Annotated in this window: 11 protein-coding genes; 5 read left to right on the top strand and 6 right to left on the bottom strand. The window is 40.2% G+C overall.

The features are described from left to right. Together CXF88_RS18680 and CXF88_RS18685 are read right to left on the bottom strand one after the other, a co-directional pair. A complete protein-coding gene (locus tag CXF88_RS18680; protein ID WP_101088307.1) occupies positions 1-2,406 on the bottom strand; it encodes an EAL domain-containing protein in 2,406 nt (801 codons plus the stop codon). Positions 2,407-2,409: 3 nt separating this feature from the next. Further along, positions 2,410-3,453, bottom strand: a complete 1,044-nt coding sequence (locus tag CXF88_RS18685; RefSeq protein ID WP_101088308.1) for a spermidine/putrescine ABC transporter substrate-binding protein — start codon at positions 3,451-3,453, stop codon at positions 2,410-2,412. A gap of 506 nt (positions 3,454-3,959) precedes the next feature. On the opposite strand from CXF88_RS18685, the gene CXF88_RS18690 reads away from it, so the two are divergent. The 4 genes from CXF88_RS18690 (at position 3,960) to torD (ending at position 8,598) form a co-directional block, all read left to right on the top strand. Continuing rightward, positions 3,960-4,130, top strand: coding sequence for a nitrate reductase (locus CXF88_RS18690; protein ID WP_101088486.1), 171 nt, complete (start codon positions 3,960-3,962; stop codon positions 4,128-4,130). A gap of 42 nt (positions 4,131-4,172) precedes the next feature. After that, entirely contained in the window at positions 4,173-5,351 is a 1,179-nt protein-coding gene (gene torC, locus CXF88_RS18695; RefSeq protein WP_101088309.1) for a pentaheme c-type cytochrome TorC, read from the top strand. 12 nt (positions 5,352-5,363) lie between these two features. Beyond that, positions 5,364-7,856 carry a trimethylamine-N-oxide reductase TorA gene (torA, locus tag CXF88_RS18700; RefSeq protein WP_101088310.1) on the top strand — a complete coding sequence of 831 codons (2,493 nt, stop codon included), beginning with the start codon at positions 5,364-5,366 and terminating at the stop codon, positions 7,854-7,856. An 85-nt stretch (positions 7,857-7,941) separates the two neighbouring features. After that, a complete protein-coding gene (torD, locus tag CXF88_RS18705; RefSeq protein WP_101088311.1) occupies positions 7,942-8,598 on the top strand; it encodes a molecular chaperone TorD in 657 nt (218 codons plus the stop codon). A gap of 129 nt (positions 8,599-8,727) precedes the next feature. Here the strand turns inward: torD and torS are convergent, their stop codons facing one another. Beyond that, positions 8,728-11,781, bottom strand: coding sequence for a TMAO reductase system sensor histidine kinase/response regulator TorS (gene torS / locus CXF88_RS18710; protein WP_277949096.1), 3,054 nt, complete (start codon positions 11,779-11,781; stop codon positions 8,728-8,730). A 74-nt stretch (positions 11,782-11,855) separates the two neighbouring features. Here torS and torT point away from each other — a divergent pair, with 74 nt between their 5' ends. Then, entirely contained in the window at positions 11,856-12,929 is a 1,074-nt protein-coding gene (gene torT, locus CXF88_RS18715; RefSeq protein WP_101088313.1) for a TMAO reductase system periplasmic protein TorT, read from the top strand. On the opposite strand, the gene torR is transcribed toward torT, so the two are convergent. From torR to CXF88_RS18730, 3 genes are all read right to left on the bottom strand, one after another. Further along, positions 12,919-13,644: a two-component system response regulator TorR gene (gene torR, locus CXF88_RS18720; protein ID WP_101088314.1), complete on the bottom strand. Its 726-nt coding sequence runs from the start codon at positions 13,642-13,644 to the stop codon at positions 12,919-12,921. The genes torT and torR overlap by 11 nt on opposite strands. A gap of 181 nt (positions 13,645-13,825) precedes the next feature. Beyond that, a complete protein-coding gene (locus tag CXF88_RS18725) occupies positions 13,826-14,575 on the bottom strand; it encodes a TorF family putative porin (RefSeq protein WP_101088315.1) in 750 nt (249 codons plus the stop codon). A 315-nt stretch (positions 14,576-14,890) separates the two neighbouring features. Then, complete coding sequence (locus CXF88_RS18730) at positions 14,891-16,315, bottom strand: LysM peptidoglycan-binding domain-containing protein (RefSeq protein ID WP_101088316.1); 1,425 nt, start codon at positions 16,313-16,315, stop codon at positions 14,891-14,893. Positions 16,316-16,537: the final 222 nt, after the last annotated feature.

Below are 16,537 nucleotides of genomic sequence, written 5' to 3' on the forward strand. Positions count from 1 at the left end.
TTAGCGACTTTTATTCGTGGTTAAATAACTTACATTTGTTTTATTCACTAAGGCTTGAGCTTGGCTCCAATCTAATGGTTTTGACAAATAAAAACCTTGGACAGTATTGCAGCCTAAATTTTTGACATGATTTAATTCTTGTTCGCTTTGCACCCCTTCTATGACAACATCTAACCCATGGATATTGGCAAGGTCGTAAATAATATCAATCAGCGGTTTATTGCCCATTTGAACATCTCTCATTTGCAGTAGGAATGAGCGATCTATTTTTAATGAGTCCAATCTAAAATGATTTAAATGGCTAAAGGCTGAATAATTTATCCCAAAGTTATCAATGGCAATTTTTATCCCCAATGCTTTTAGCCTAGTGAGATTAACTAATACTTTTTTATCTTTCGTAAGCAGCGGAGCTTCTGCTATTTCGAATATAATTTTATAAGGCGGTGTTTCATATTGATCCATTAAAGACGAAACTTCGGCTACGAAACCATCATTAAACAGCTCTCGAGATGAAATGTTGATAGCAAGTGTACCGTCAAACCCTTGCATACTTCGCAGATTTGCTAACTTACTCAATGCTTCATTGATGACCCATAAATCAATTTTTGTAATCAGATCACTTTGCTCTGCTATCGAAATAAACTTATCAGGGCCAATGCCTTTCTTCTCTAACTCTGGGGCCCTTAGCAACACCTCAAAACCTTTCACTTCAAGTGTTTCAGTATCGTAGTATGGTAAATAAACCAGATACAAGGAATTTTCACGTAACGCTTTTGATACCTCAGAATCAATATATTTCTGCTCTTTTAATTGATTATCTAACGAGTCGTCATAAGTACAATAACTATTTTTCCCTGCTTTTTTTGCAGCATACATGGCACTATCAGCTTGCTGTAAAAATGTATCCGCTTTAAGTTTGTTACCAAACTGGAATGCTATGCCAATACTGGCATGGACATCATAAGTTTTACCGTCAACCTCAAATTCCAAATCAAAAAGCCCTACAATGCGTTGAGCTATCGCTTCTAGCTCTTCCACATTAGGCAGTCCTTCAAGCAATACCACAAACTCGTCACCACCTAAACGCGCGATACATTGATATTGTTGTTGTTTTAATGCACGGCTAGTTTTTCTTAATGAGTTTGTCAACCTGTTAGCAAAGTTGACCAAAACACGATCGCCGGCCTCGTGGCCAAAATTATCATTAACGTATTTAAAATTATCTAAATCGATAAACAACAAACCTAACGTGCTAGTCTCAGCCTCAGACGAGTCGAGTTTATGATCTAGTTCTCGGTTGAAGTATGCTCTATTAGCAAGGCTGGTTAACTCATCATTGTTGGCTAACTGCTGAATACGTTCAATTAATGCAAGATAACTATTATTGAGTTCTGCAACTTCATCGTTAGTATTTAACAGAATAAGTGAATCACTATTACCTTTCTTAACGCCATTAACACCTTCTGCCAATTCAGTGATTGGGCGAATGATTTGTTTATAGATCAACAAATGTAGAATAAAGTAACAAAATAAAGATAATGCCAGGGCGCCTAATCCAATTTTGATTTTTAGATTCATTAATGATGAGTTAAAAAATGCTTTTTTTAGACTGATGTTCACAATTCCATCAAATACTTTTACCGTAAAATGATATGAATCTACGCCTTCAATCTGTTGCACAACAATATCATTATTAAGCGCTTTCTCTGTTAAAGGAAGTGTAAACATTTTAACCGAAAGGTATTCCTGATACTGACTAATCTCTTGATTAAAAATACTTTTAAGATAATTCGGTTTTAACCTAGTTTGAATGACGACTAAATCGTTGGTGTAATTATATAAAGGTTGTGACACTAAAAGATAAGGAGAAAAAATACGAAATAACTGGATCTCATCATGCTCAGTGTCTGTGGCGGTAATTTGGTAGTAGTGAGCATATATCCGTTGACGATTTTTTTTTGCTATAGCGTCATTGATTTTGTTTATCAAAAAATGAGTTGAATCTGTCACTGAAGCATCCACAAAAGGATCTTCAAAATTGATGTAACTGATAGGCTTTTCACGTAAGTTAAAAATAGCAATGTCTTGAATAATCTTACTGTCACTCGATTTAATCAACCGGTCTAAAAACTGCGCACTTACTCTAATATCAATTTCATCTGCTTTAGCATTGTGAAATAAATCAGCCGCTTCTTTACTTTGCAGTTGAGAATTAATCATGCTCTCAACCGCAATAACCTCTGCAGCACCACGGCTTGCTATGCGCTCAAATTGATATGAGAAAGCACTCAGAGCAGCATCAACAATATTATTTTTAGCTGATTGATAAAAGAAAAAAGAAAATGTAAAAAATACTACCGCGATAGCGGGCAGTAAAATCAAATTAATCCGTTTTCTTAGCTTCATGAGTTATTTATCTTTTAGCAAGTTATTCATCCGCTGACGCAATAACATTGATTCATTACTAATAGGCTGATAAAAACTACTCCGCGCTTGGATCTCTGGAGAAATAAACAAATCAGGATTCGATAAGTAGCTTTCACTTCCTAACGCAACAGCAGCATCATTGGTCGTAGAAAATAAAATTTCTTCTACCACCCTAATCGCTACTTGTGGATCATTAATATAATTCAAAAACGATAAGGTTGCTTGTGTCGCATTTTTTTCAAACGGGATAGCTAAGCAATCAACCCAAAACAGTGTACCTTCATCTGGAACAACATACTTCCAATCATCTTGACCACTATTTTTAGTTATTATTGCAATATCGCCACCATAAACCATAGCCAAACTGGCTTGGCTTTTTTCTTGATGAATGGCTGTGTGCGTTAATAGATATTGATATCCTAATAAATAAGGCTCTTGTTGCTTTAATGTGTCGAACGCAACTTTTAAGTCGTCTTTATTTTCAGAAAACGGAGGTAAATTATTGGCAATCAAAGCAATGGCGGCGGTATCAAGATTATCTTTTATCATTAATACCCTATTTTGGTGCTCTACGGGTGGTTTAAAAAGCTGAGTCCAGGAAGTAATAGGTGTTTTGCTGACACTTTCCCGATAGGCAATGCCAATAGTTCCTTTCGCGTAAGGCACACCAACATCGCCACATGCCTGACGCCATTTAGGATTATGGTTCACTATGGTTGGCAGAGATTTTTCGGAAAACCGATACATAGGTTGTTTTTTTGAATTAATGCCCAGCATTAAACTATCAATCAACACAATATTAAAATTTTTAGCTTTCTCACTGAGTAGCAATGCATCTCGATCTGGTTCGCTGTCATAATAGGTCAAGGTTACTTTGTGACCCGTTTTTTGTTCAAATTCAGCGAGAACATCATCAGAAAAATAATCTTCCCAAGTATAAATATTAATATTCTCAGCGCATACTGCACTAGAGAAAATCATAAATATTGATGTTATGAGTAGTTTACTAATACTTGATAGACTCATTTATTTCTCTTTAGTCCGTTTATCTAAGTGTTTAAGTTCAGCTGTTTATTGCATAGAGAGGGTATTAAATGCTAACAGCATCATCTTACTTAATACCGATTAAATTAATACTGCACATTTAACAATATAAGACCATGATCATATATTGATGATTACAAAAACATTAACTTTCATATTGTAGCGAAAATGTATCAGAATTGCTCTGTTAATCCCTGAAAAATGTTGATGATACATAGTATTCATAAACATAAAGCTGAGTAAATAATAATCGATTTATGAATCAACGCTACTGAAACAACGATATGTGCCCCTCGATTGATAACCCTCTTAAGTTGATTTTATAAAGCCGTTCACTGTTAATCCTCACAGCAAGCTACCCCTCAATCAGTCTGTTCATAATCTTTCATATATTGTCTACGTTCATTCATCCACGGTCTGAGTGCCATTAACAATTGTTATCTAATATAGCTGTCATCAGCAAAGGTAATTTTTTAAGTGAGCAAGCTATGACAACAAAAAACGTAGTAGACCCCAAAAGTAATGTTAAGTCTAAGGAGCTGAAAGCTCTTGGATTTATCATTTTTTTATTTTTTCCCATTATCACCGTAACCAGCATTAGTGCGTACGGTTTTGTCATTTGGATGATCCAAGCATTTGGTGGCGTTGTTGCGCACTAATCCTCAAACAAATTATGAGTCAATCTTATAAAGGATGCTGTTATGAAATGGTTTATTAATACCTGGCGGACGCTAAATCAGCCTGCCAAATATCTTACTTTAGGCACAATTAGCCTATCAGCTTTTTTAATGGGGATTATATTCTGGGGTGGTTTCAATACCGCACTGGAAATGACCAACACTGAAGAGTTCTGTATTAGCTGTCACAGTATGGAAAGCAAGCCCTACCAAGAGCTACAGCAAACTGTGCATTGGTCTAATCACTCTGGCGTTCGGGCCACTTGCCCTGATTGTCACGTGCCGCATAACTGGAGTCGTAAAATTGGTCGCAAGATTGAAGCATCACATGATATGTGGGGCTGGTTGATGCAAACCGTTAATACTGAGGAAAAATTTGAATCAAAACGTCTAGAGATGGCTAGCCGTGAGTGGAAACGCTTCGACCGTGATAACTCTTTAGCGTGTAAAAACTGCCATAACTATGACTCGATGAAATGGGATGACATGTCAAAGTTGGCGCAAAAACAAATGAAGCGTGCAGCAGAGATAGACCAGAGCTGTGTTGATTGCCATAAAGGTATTGCTCACAATCTTCCTGACATGGGCACTTCCCGTGCACCAGAACTCATTGCACAAGTCGGATCTGGCGAAACCGGTCTTGTGGTTGGTGCTCAGTATTTTACCGCCTTGACTAAACCCCTTTATTTTAATCAAAAAACAGATGTTGAAGCTGGCACGTTAAACATTGCCACTAAAGTGACGGTACTTGAAATCAATGGCAGTCGTGTACTAGTTGGTATTAATGGTTGGCGTAAAAAAATTGGTGCTGGTCGTGTTATCTATTTCGATTTTGGTCTTAACATTCTGTCAGCTCAGTTATCAAAAGATGCTGCGTTAGAAGAAGGCGTAATGAATGTTTTTGAACAGAAAGAAGACCCTATGACCGGATTAACATGGCAGCGTGTTGAAGCCAAAATTTGGACAGATGCTGACTACCTAATTAACGATTTACAGCCACTTTGGGATTATGCCCGCACCACTTATACCAGCAGTTGTAGCGTGTGTCATACCCAACCAGCAGAAGCACACTTTGACGCTAACAGTTGGCCTGGAATGTTTAAAGGCATGATTGCATTCGTCAACATGGACCAAGACACTCAAGCGCTTGTACAAAAGTACTTACAAGAGCATTCATCTACTTTCAATAAGTCGGCGCATTAATAGGACATCATCATGAACAGAAGACATTTTCTTAAAGGCTTAGTGGCGACTTCTTATGTTGGACTAAGCAGTACATCAGTGTTAGCGCCATTCAATGCCCTTGCAGCTGCAAGCACTAAAGCAAGTGACGACTGGTTAACTACCGGTTCGCACTTTGGTGCATTCAAAATGAAACGTAAGAATGGCGTGATTGACCAGGTGATTCCATTTGAGTTGGACAAATACCCTACCGATATGATCAATGGCGTTAAAGGCTTAGTCTACAACCCATCACGGGTTCGCTACCCTATGGTACGCTTAGACTTTTTATTGAAAGGTCATAAAAGCGACACCAGTCAACGCGGTGATTTTCGCTTTGTCCGTGTCACTTGGGACAAAGCATTGACCCTGTTTAAAGATTCACTTGATGAGGTGCAAACTCAATATGGCCCATCAGGACTGCACGCGGGTCAAACTGGCTGGCGCGCCACTGGACAACTGCATTCAAGTACCAGTCACATGCAACGCGCTGTTGGTATGCACGGTAATTTTGTCAAAAAAATTGGTGACTACTCAACGGGTGCTGGCCAGACTATTTTGCCTTATATTTTAGGTTCTACTGAAGTTTATGCCCAAGGTACTTCATGGCCGTTAATCCTTGAGCAATCTAAAACCATCATTTTGTGGTCAAATGATCCCTATAAAAACCTGCAAGTGGGTTGGAATGCCGAAACCCATGAATCGTTCGCTTATCTAGCGGAGCTTAAAGAAAAAGTAAAACAAGGTAAGATCCGAGTGATCAGTATCGACCCTGTAGTCACTAAAACCCAAAAATACTTAGGCTGTGAGCAACTTTACGTCAACCCACAAACTGACGTTGCGTTAATGCTGGGTATTGCCCATGAAATGATCACCAGTAAGTTACACGATGAAAAATTTATTGAGGGCTACAGCTTAGGGTTTGACAGATTCGTGCCTTATATTTTAGGCGAGTCAGATAGCGTAGCTAAAACACCAGAGTGGGCCAGTAAAATTACTGGTGTTAGCCCTGAAATTATACGTGATTTAGCTAAAGTGATGACCAAAGGTCGTACTCAAATCATGATGGGTTGGTGTATTCAACGTCAACAACACGGTGAACAACCTTATTGGATGGCAGCTGTACTTGCTACTATGATTGGCCAAATTGGTTTACCTGGTGGTGGTATCAGCTATGGCCATCATTACTCAAGTATTGGCGTTCCTTCATCGGGCGCAGCTGCACCGGGCGCGTTTCCTCGTAATCTTGATGAAGGCCAAAAGCCATTATTCGACAGTAATGATTTTAAAGGCGCGAGTAGCACCATTCCGATTGCACGTTGGATTGATGCCATTTTAGAACCGGGTAAAACCATCGATGCCAACGGGGCTAAGGTCACTTATCCTGATATTAAGATGATGGTATTTTCAGGTAATAATCCATGGAGTCATCACCAAGATAGAAATAAGATGAAGCAAGCATTTCAAAAGCTTGAATGTGTGGTCACTGTCGACATTAACTGGACAGCAACGTGCCGTTTCTCTGACATCGTTTTACCCGCTTGTACTACATTTGAACGTAATGACATTGACGTTTATGGCAGCTACGCTAACCGTGGTGTTTTAGCGATGCAAAAAATGGTTGAACCATTATTTGATAGCTTGTCTGATTTTGATATCTTTACCCGCTTTGCCAAAATAATGGGTAAAGAGACAGAATATACCCGTGGCATGTCTGAATTTGACTGGATTAAGAAACTTTATAACGACTGTAAAGCCGATAATGCCGGTAAGTTCGATATGCCAAATTTCGACACGTTCTGGAAACAAGGTTATGTACATTTTGGTGAAGGCCAACCATGGACTCGCCATGCCGACTTTAGGGATGATCCTGAAATGAATCCATTGGGTACACCATCGGGCTTGATTGAAATTTTCAGCCGTAAAATCGCCCAATTCAATTACGATGACTGTCCTGGCCATCCTACTTGGATAGAAAAGTCAGAGCGCAGCCATGGTGGTCCTGGTTCAGATAAATACCCAATGTGGATGCAATCTTGCCACCCAGATAAACGCTTACATTCACAAATGTGTGAGTCGCAGCAATATCGGGAAACCTATACGGTACAAGGTCGTGAACCCGTGTACTTGAATCCTACCGATGCAAAACAGCGCGGCATTAAAGATGGCGATGTTGTTCGTGTGTTTAACGACCGAGGTCAACTGTTAGCGGGTGCAGTGGTATCCGACAGCTTCCCTAGTGGGGTTATCCGAATTCATGAAGGGGCTTGGTATGGCCCAGTCGGTAAAGATGGGTCTAAAGAAGGCGGTAGTGAAATTGGGGCGTTGTGCAGCTATGGTGACCCAAATACGTTAACGCAAGATATTGGTACATCAAAGCTTGCCCAGGCTTGCTCCGCATACACTTGCTTGGTCGATTTCGAAAAGTATCAAGGTAAGTTACCTGACGTCAGTTCTTTTAGTGGCCCAATAGAAACGCAGCTATAACGTGTAAGCATTATCACTGTGCGCCAAGCGATTTAATTCTTGGCGCTTAAGTTAACGGCCATAATAGGCTCAGGAGATAACATAGATGAATGACAAGATATTGTATAACACGCCAATGAACCAGGGTCGTTCGATGGTGTATAAGCTGCTCTCATCACTGTTTGCAAAAGAGCTAGATCAACAGCTATTACAAGAGCTCACAGCAAGTCAGGCTCAGGCATTCTTTGCTCAATTGGCCAGTGACCCGTTATTGAGTCAAGACATTGAAACCATAAACTCAGTGCTTAATTCAACCCTTAACAGCGTCAATACTGATCATGCTTTATTAGAGCTTGCTGCCGATTATTGTGGCCTATTTTTAGTAGGTACAAAGCATAGCGCCAGCCCTTATGCCAGTTTATATCTTAACGATAATGCAGTTGCCAAGGACGATGTACTCTTATTTGGTGAACAGCATCAGCAAATGCAAACATATCTAAAACAAAGCCAATTAACGGTTCAAAGTGAATTTTCTGAACCGTCTGATCATATTGCCGTTATTTTGGCTTATGTCGCTCACCAAGCGTGTGCTTGTGACGATAGCACTCAGCTCAGCTTTATTAGACAATATCTCCACGCTTGGTTACCCCATTTTGTAGATAGGCTTACCTCTGTGGATACCGGTAAGTTTTATTCAGCCATTGCTCACCTCACTCTGGCTTGGGTTGAAAGCGATTGTGAAGGACTAAAAGGTGCTCAGTAACAGGATATCTATATAATTAACCCCCATATAAAAACACCGAGTAAGCTCGGTGTTTTTATATGTAATGTTTGAGATCAGGATAAATAGAGTGAGGGTTATACACACTCAACTATATTTTATATCACTAATTTACAACAACTTAGATAGAAATTTCAACTCAAGTGCGTTAATTGATGCTTGCAATACTTGCTTAAGCAACAAATATGAATCATCACTAATGCCATCTTTTTCTAATTGTTTGCACAACTGACTCAACTGAATAAAGCCAATACTGGCACTACTGCCTTTAAGTGCGTGTAACGCTTTTGGCCTATCTGTAGGTAAAGCTGCCAGTGCATTGATGTGTTGTGTACTACTGACTTTAAATAACGCTAACATCTCTTTAACAGCTTCTGTACCAAGATATTGTAAGTCTTCATTAATTTGCTTTTCATCGAGTAAAGGCTGATTGTCTTCATTACAAACTGAAAATTTTTGATCTATGGTCGTTTGTGTAAAGCCTTCGTGTTTATCCATCTTGATTAACTTATTCGTGTTGTCGCTGTTGATTGCTGACTTGTCACTCGCATCACCAATCCAATTGGCTAAAAACTTCATATTAAGCGGTTTGGCTAATACGTCATCGAAGCCTGCTGTTTGATACTCGTTTATGTCATCATGTTGAATTTGTGCCGTAAATGCGGCTATGCTGATGTCTTTTTGGGCTGCGTTAGCAATACGCTTCAACTCAAGTAATAACTCAATACCAGAGCCATCGCCTAATTGAATATCAAGCATAATGCCGTCAAACTTCAACGCACTATCGACGTTAAACAACGCTCTTGCTTGAGCACAACTATCAGCCAGTACGGAATGATGTCCAAGATGTGCTAAAAACCCTTGGGCCACCATGGAATTGACTTTGTTGTCTTCGATAACGAGTACACATTTAGAATCAACTTTAGGTAACTCTGTACTGATAACCTCATACGTTTGTTCACAAATGTGTAATGGTAAACTAAAACCAAAGCTGGAACCCTCACCCACTTTACTACTCACCCGAATAGAATCATTGGCAGTGTTAGCCTCATTCATTAACGAGACTAATTCTTTACAAATAGCGAGCCCGAGTCCTGTGCCTCTCGTTCTGCCTTGATTAGGCTGTACACCATAGGCGATAAACAATTGATCCATGGCCTTTTCACTGATACCAACGCCAGTATCTGCCACTTCAAAGGTTAATCGTTTCTCGACCACATTTACCCGTAATGTAACCTCTCCTGCTGGAGTGAATTTAATGGCATTGCCGAGCAAATTAAACAACACTTGGCGCAATTTTGGGCTATCTACCATTATCCATTTAGGTAAATCACCGCAAACTAAATATAACGAGATACCTGACAATCCCGCACCAGCCAACATGATTGCCATCACTTCATCGAGCAGCTCATTAAGCGCAACAGCCCGTGGTTCGTTAGTTAATTTACCTTGCTCCAAACGGGAAAAGTCCAAAATATCATTAAGTACATTTTGCAGTAAGGTGCCGCTGTATTGCGATAATGCCAACATTTGTTTTTGTGCTGGAGGTAATGGCGAGTGACTCAGTAAAGTCAGGGTGCCTAAAAGACCATTTAGCGGAGTACGGATCTCATGGCTCATGGTCGCTAAAAATAGCGATTTTGCCTTGTTAGCTTGTTCTGCCATCACTCTAGCCGTCGAATGCCCTTTTGCTTCAGCGTCTAGTTGACGGTTGGTTTCAGCCAGTTCGAGTGTACGTGCCTGCACGGTACTTTCAAGTGAGGCTTTATGGGCAAATAATTCTGATGCCGTTTGTTGTAATTCAGATTGCAGAGCTTGATTGTGCGCGGTTTTTTGTTTAAAAGCTTCAATGGCAGAAGCCATCGCGGTGAGTTCATCGTCTCCGTGAGGATCCAGAAGCACTTCGGTATTGCCCTGACTTAATTGAGATAATGCAGCAGTTGCTTCACTTAGGCGTAAAGCGATGCCTTTATAAATAACCCGATAAACCACCAACAGCATAATGATTAACATCAAAATACCTGTCGCCCACAGCCCTGACTTAGCCCACAGTAATTGCTGTAAAAAATTACTTCGGGCATGTTCTGCCTGTAGCTGTTGTGCTTTCATTGCACTATCGACTGACTTATTCAGTTGGCCTAATTTATCCGTCAGCGTTAACAGTTGCGCATTTTGTTTTGTTAGCAATTGCGCATATTGCTGCTGCAAACTTAAGCCAACATTCACCTCCCTTAACATTATCAATTGGTGCTCAAGCTCTGTTGCCCTAACCGGATCTCGAATTAAGCCTTTAAGTAATTCTAGAGGCATTAAATCAATTTGCCCACTCGTTCCTGAACCTGTGTAAGGGCTCGGTATTTCGTTGCCGCTTTGTGAGTTATCGCGAGTAGAATTAATGGTATAAGTCGTTGGAGACAGTACTCGAGCCATACTGTTGAGTACGTTATTTAATCCGAGTTGTTGGTCTGGAGACTGTAATAACTGCCCTACTAACTCAATGTGATGGATCAATCCCAAAGCTCGATTTAAACGTTCACGGACATCCAAGTCTTGCTCTATGATGGAGTCCAAAAGTTTGGCACTTTGTTCAGCGCCAACCACTTGAGGGTAAGCTAAACTCAACTTGGCCAGAATGGTTGAATCGACCACTGCTTGTTCTGCTTCAAGTAAAACACCACTGTTACTGGCCGCTTCCGCCAGTGCGGCTCCTTTATTAATCAATTGCGCCGCCAACACTAAACGTTTACCCACTTGGCGGCCGAATACCGATAAGTCATGGATAATTTCGCCAGCTAATAAAGCTAAATGCTGATCTTTATTAACACCATGATTTTGTAGATTTAACGAATTGAGTCGTTCAATAGCAGAAAGCAAATTAGTGCTTTCCAGTGATAACTTACGCCCAAGGAAAGCGCGTTGAGCCTCTTCTTCCACTCGTTCAAGCGCTTGGGCATTGTCGAGCAAGCCATTAGAAGACTGCATCAATTGCCTTGCAGCCTCAGATGCAGGTAACGCCTCTTCATATAGATACTGGTCAGCCAGCTTTACCCAATAAAGCGAAATGCTGCCAAGGCTAACTAACATTAACAATAACAATCCGAGCAGACAGAATGCCAACATAAGGCGACCCACTAAGCTCTTGCCTGATAGTGATAAAGTGCTCACAGTCATTCCTTAAAATGTTATAATTACGAAAATTTTTTAGTGTTCTGTTTAGAAACCTTAATCGAGACAATATAATGCGCCGACTTATTTATTTGCTCATAGCTTGCTTAGGGACAATACCATTACTTGCTGAAGCAACATCCGATTCTAGCTGGACATTACAGCAGCGCACGCCCTTTAATGCCAAAATTCAAACAGTAAAATCAATACAATATAATCAACTGACCTCGGCCAAAAAGGCTTGGCGAATCTGTGCCTTAGTACCTCACCTTAAAGACGCTTATTGGATCGGCATTGATTATGGTTTGGTGTCAAAAGCCAGCCAATTAGGCATTAATTTAGAATTATTTGAAGCTGGTAGCTATTACAGAAAAGAGCAACAACTAAAACAACTTGAATACTGCCTTAATCAACCGTTCGATGCCATCTTACTCGGTGCTGTGGCCCCCAATTTACTTGATCAATATCCGGGGCTAATTAATAAACCCATCATAGCGTTAGTGAATAGACTCGATAACCCCATTATAACAACTCGTGTAGGCGTCAATTGGTATCAAATGGGCTGGAAAGCTGGCCACTTTATCGCCAAAGCTGTAAAAAATTTACCGCCATCGTCTCCAGTAACACTCGCTCTACTCACCGGCCCAGAAAGTGTTGGCGGCAGCGATTGGGTTGAGCTCGGTATTCAAGATGCTATTGCCGATAGTCCTATTGTGGTTTCGTCAATTCGTCATACCGATAATAATCGTGACCTTTATCGTGACCAACTTCATAATCTACTTAATGATCATGTTCCTAGTTATATTCTAGGCAGTGCCGTTGCTATTGAAGCAGCAATAGGAACATTGCAACATAAACGATTAGCTGGCCAAGTAAAACTTGTGAGCAGCTATTTATCGCCAGCGACCTTGCGCGGACTTTATCGCAATAAAGTGGCTTTCAGTAGTGATGATCAAGTGGTGTTACAAGGTAAATTGGCAATAGATATTGCGGTAAAACTACTGGAGGGGGCACACTCATTTGGGGATATTGGCCCACAAATACAGGCGTTAGAACAAGGAGCTGTGCAACTCAATTTGTTTAACAACAGCTTAGCCCCTGCAGACTTTTACCCTATTTATCGTGTGACGACAAAAACTAATCTTTAACCTTTGTCGCAAACAAATAGCCTTCTCCGTGAACCGTTACAAACAGGTCTGCCTGTAGTTTATTTCGTAAACGGCGAATAATGACATCAATGGTTCTATCATTTACATCTTCATTACGATGACTTGTTTGCTGCATTAGCCGCTCACGTGATAGTACTTGCTGTGGATGCAATGCAAAGGCGGTAAGTAATTCGAACTCTGCTTTAGTCAGCTTTATCACCTCGTCACCACGACTCAGTTTTCGGCTGTTTAACTCAAGAGTATATTTATCGAACGCAATGATATCGTCACACTGTTCAAATTGTTCTACAACTTCTTGTTGTGCTTTTTTAACTAATGAAATTCGCCACAACAAATTTTTAACTCTTACCAATAGTTCTCTTAATTCAAATGGCTTAGTCACATAATCATCAGCACCCATCTCAAGGCCAACGATTTTATCAATGGTTTCATCACGACCAGTGACTAATATAATGCCAACGTCCGAACGACTTCTTAGTTCACGCGCCAAGCTCAAACCATCGGTACCGGGTAAGTTAATATCTAACATCACCAAATCGATATGTTGATTTGTAAACTGTTGCCACATCTGTTCGCCGTCTCCAGCTTCAAGTACACGATAACCTTCACGCTCAAAATAACCTTTTAATCGAGCGCGGATCACGGCTTCATCGTCAACGACGAGTACCGTATTTGTTAAACCAGTATGTGCCATCATCCTATCCAGATAGTGTTGCTAATAATGGCCGTTATTATTCATAACTTTTCATATTTGCCTATAAAGATTTGTCAGGAATGAGTGACAGCTAGCAAAATAGTTTATAAAAAAGGACCTGAGTCACACAATGGGAATGCGTAGAATCAGGTCCAATAATAAAAAAGATTATATTATCGATTTAGAAACTTTTGCTGATGCCAACAACCACTCGGTCATCAAAGATTTTTGTTTGAGTGCCATAGACCTTATGATCGCTATCCATGGTACTGCCATGATAACGAACATCAAAATTGATTCCGGCATAGGCTTTACTCACACCCAAATTCCAGTGCCCCCAACCTTCTGCACCATGACCATCTAAATCTTGGTAGCCGATACTTGCTGATACGTATAAACCATTGTCAAACTGATAGCTCGGATGAACGGCATAGTTAACACCTTGCCAGCCCTCTACACCAAACCAATCATCGATTGTTGGAGTCACTTCTAACTGCACATTTGCATGACCAAATTGCTTACCGACTTTAATCCACAGTTCGGTATAATTTGAATATGAGGCACCTGGATACAGGTAAGAAAAAACCATGACGTCGTAACTGATACCACTATTGCCAAACTCGCCTGCTTTACCAATATAAGGTGCAGTAACAATTTCTAAATTGGGGTCTGCAAATTTGATATTGGATGCAAATACACCAGCATACCAACCCAGATCATTGCCCCAACCTAGGGTACCTTGTACCACTGGTACTTCTGCATCCATTGTTTCTGATTCGCCACGGAAAACATAATCTGAAGCAAAGGTTAATTTACCACTTATGGCTCCACCGAAGACATCATCGTCTGCAGCGTTGGCAAAAGAGGTCGCCGATAAAAGTAGACTGCCTAACAAAATTGACTGAGCTAATTGAGTTTTTCTAATGTTCATATTCATCACCCTAAAATATATGTTCTTATTGATAGAGTGACTATATTCAAAACTTGTGAATAGCTATTGAGCTGGATATGAACTGATCGGAAACAAATATGAAAAAATATGAACACTAAGATTTAACATGACCTCAAGCATTGTGTATCGCTCTATTAAACATGAATGATCGATTTTTATAATCAAAAGTGTCTATATGCACAGCTGGATTTCGATGTGCTTCACTAGGTTAAATCGGTAAATACTCAGATTTATGTAACGCTCAACTTTTACAATATTTGAGCTATTGTGCTTATGAGTTTTTAAACAACAGGCTTACAACTGGCTCTGCTGTTGTTTGAAGGGTTGATGATAAAACTGCAGGGTTTTACCTACTGTTAATTTATCTTTGTCTGTCATTTTGTTCCAAGCGATAATTTGGTCCACACTGACCTTATACACTTTGGCAATACTCCACAGTGTGTCGCCATATTTTACCGTGTGATCGCTTTGAACTGTTGACTGATTAGATGTTGTAATAATCCTTGGCTGTTTGCTTGGTGCAGCTTGCTTTGGTGTAGAGACTTGGGCGTTTTGTGTTGTAGCCAGTTCGACTAAGGGTGTCATGCCCGATGCAGCTTGTGGCATATACAAAAATTGACCCGCAACGATCTTATCGCCATTAATGTCATTCATCGCTTTTATTTCTGACACCGTTGTAAGGTGACGTTTTGCAATGACACTAATATTATCGCCAGCTCTAATCTGATATTTAAACCATTTTACTCTAGCGCTAATATCAGTATCCGCAAGAGCTTGTTTAAACTCACTGACTTTACTCACTGGCACTATCAACTGATGCGGTCCATCGGGTGATGTTGCCCAGCGATTAAACCCTGGATTCAATTTTTGTAACCGAGCAATGGATATATTGGCTAGATCGGCAGCAACTGCGATGTCAATTTGGCTTCCGACATCAATTACTTCAACTAGTGGTTTATTAGGAATGGATTTAAGACTGATGCCGTAGCTTTCAGAATGTTTAATCACATCTGCTATTGCCAGCAATTGTGGTACGTATTGCCGAGTTTCCTTAGGTAATGGTAAAGACCAAAAGTCGGTGCTCAGCCCTCTTGCTTCATTATATCTAATAGCCTCACGTAAACGACCTTCACCAGCATTGTATGCGGCTAGTGCATATAACCAGTTGTCGGTTTTTTTATACAAGTATTCGAGCATATCTAATGCAGCGGTGGTTGCAGCAGGCACATCTTTTCTGCCGTCATACCACCAATTCATCTCTAGTCCAAAATGGCTGGCCATGGGTGAGGTAAATTGCCACAGGCCTGATGCGTCGGCACTGGAATAAGCAAAAGGATTAAACGAACTTTCTACTATAGGGAGTAAGGCCAGTTCGATAGGTAAATCTCGATGTTCAAACTCTTGGACGATTAAATATAAAAACGGCTTGGCGCGCTGTGAAATCTGCTCGAGATGCTGTGGATTATTAATATACCAATCACGATATTGGTTAACTAATTGTTGATCTGGAATGGGCATATCCATTGAATATCGAATGCGTTCCCATACATCACCGCTGTCTTGATAATTGCGCCGAGCTAACAACTTAGGAACCTTTAATGATGTTGGTTTATTCACACCACCAAGACTTTTTTCTGCTTTGACATCTTCTACAACAACAGTTTGGCAACCACTCAACAGGATAAAACCTGCCGCAATAAGGAAGATTGATGCTCTCAATTAAAGGTGTTCCTCAGATAGTACGCCGTTATTTTCTTGTTATAGCGTGAGTTTTTAAAGCAAAAGTCGTACATTGTAATTTAGTTTTATTGTTCTATCCATCTGTTTAAAAACGTCTGTTTAATCAACTCACGGTGCTAACTGCTTTTATTAAACCGTTATCAGACGACCCTAGCTAACGCTATGCCCTTTTAGGGATATATAGGTATAGTAGTGTTCATT

This window comes from Shewanella sp. ALD9, from assembly GCF_002836315.1.
Taxonomy (GTDB): domain Bacteria; phylum Pseudomonadota; class Gammaproteobacteria; order Enterobacterales; family Shewanellaceae; genus Shewanella.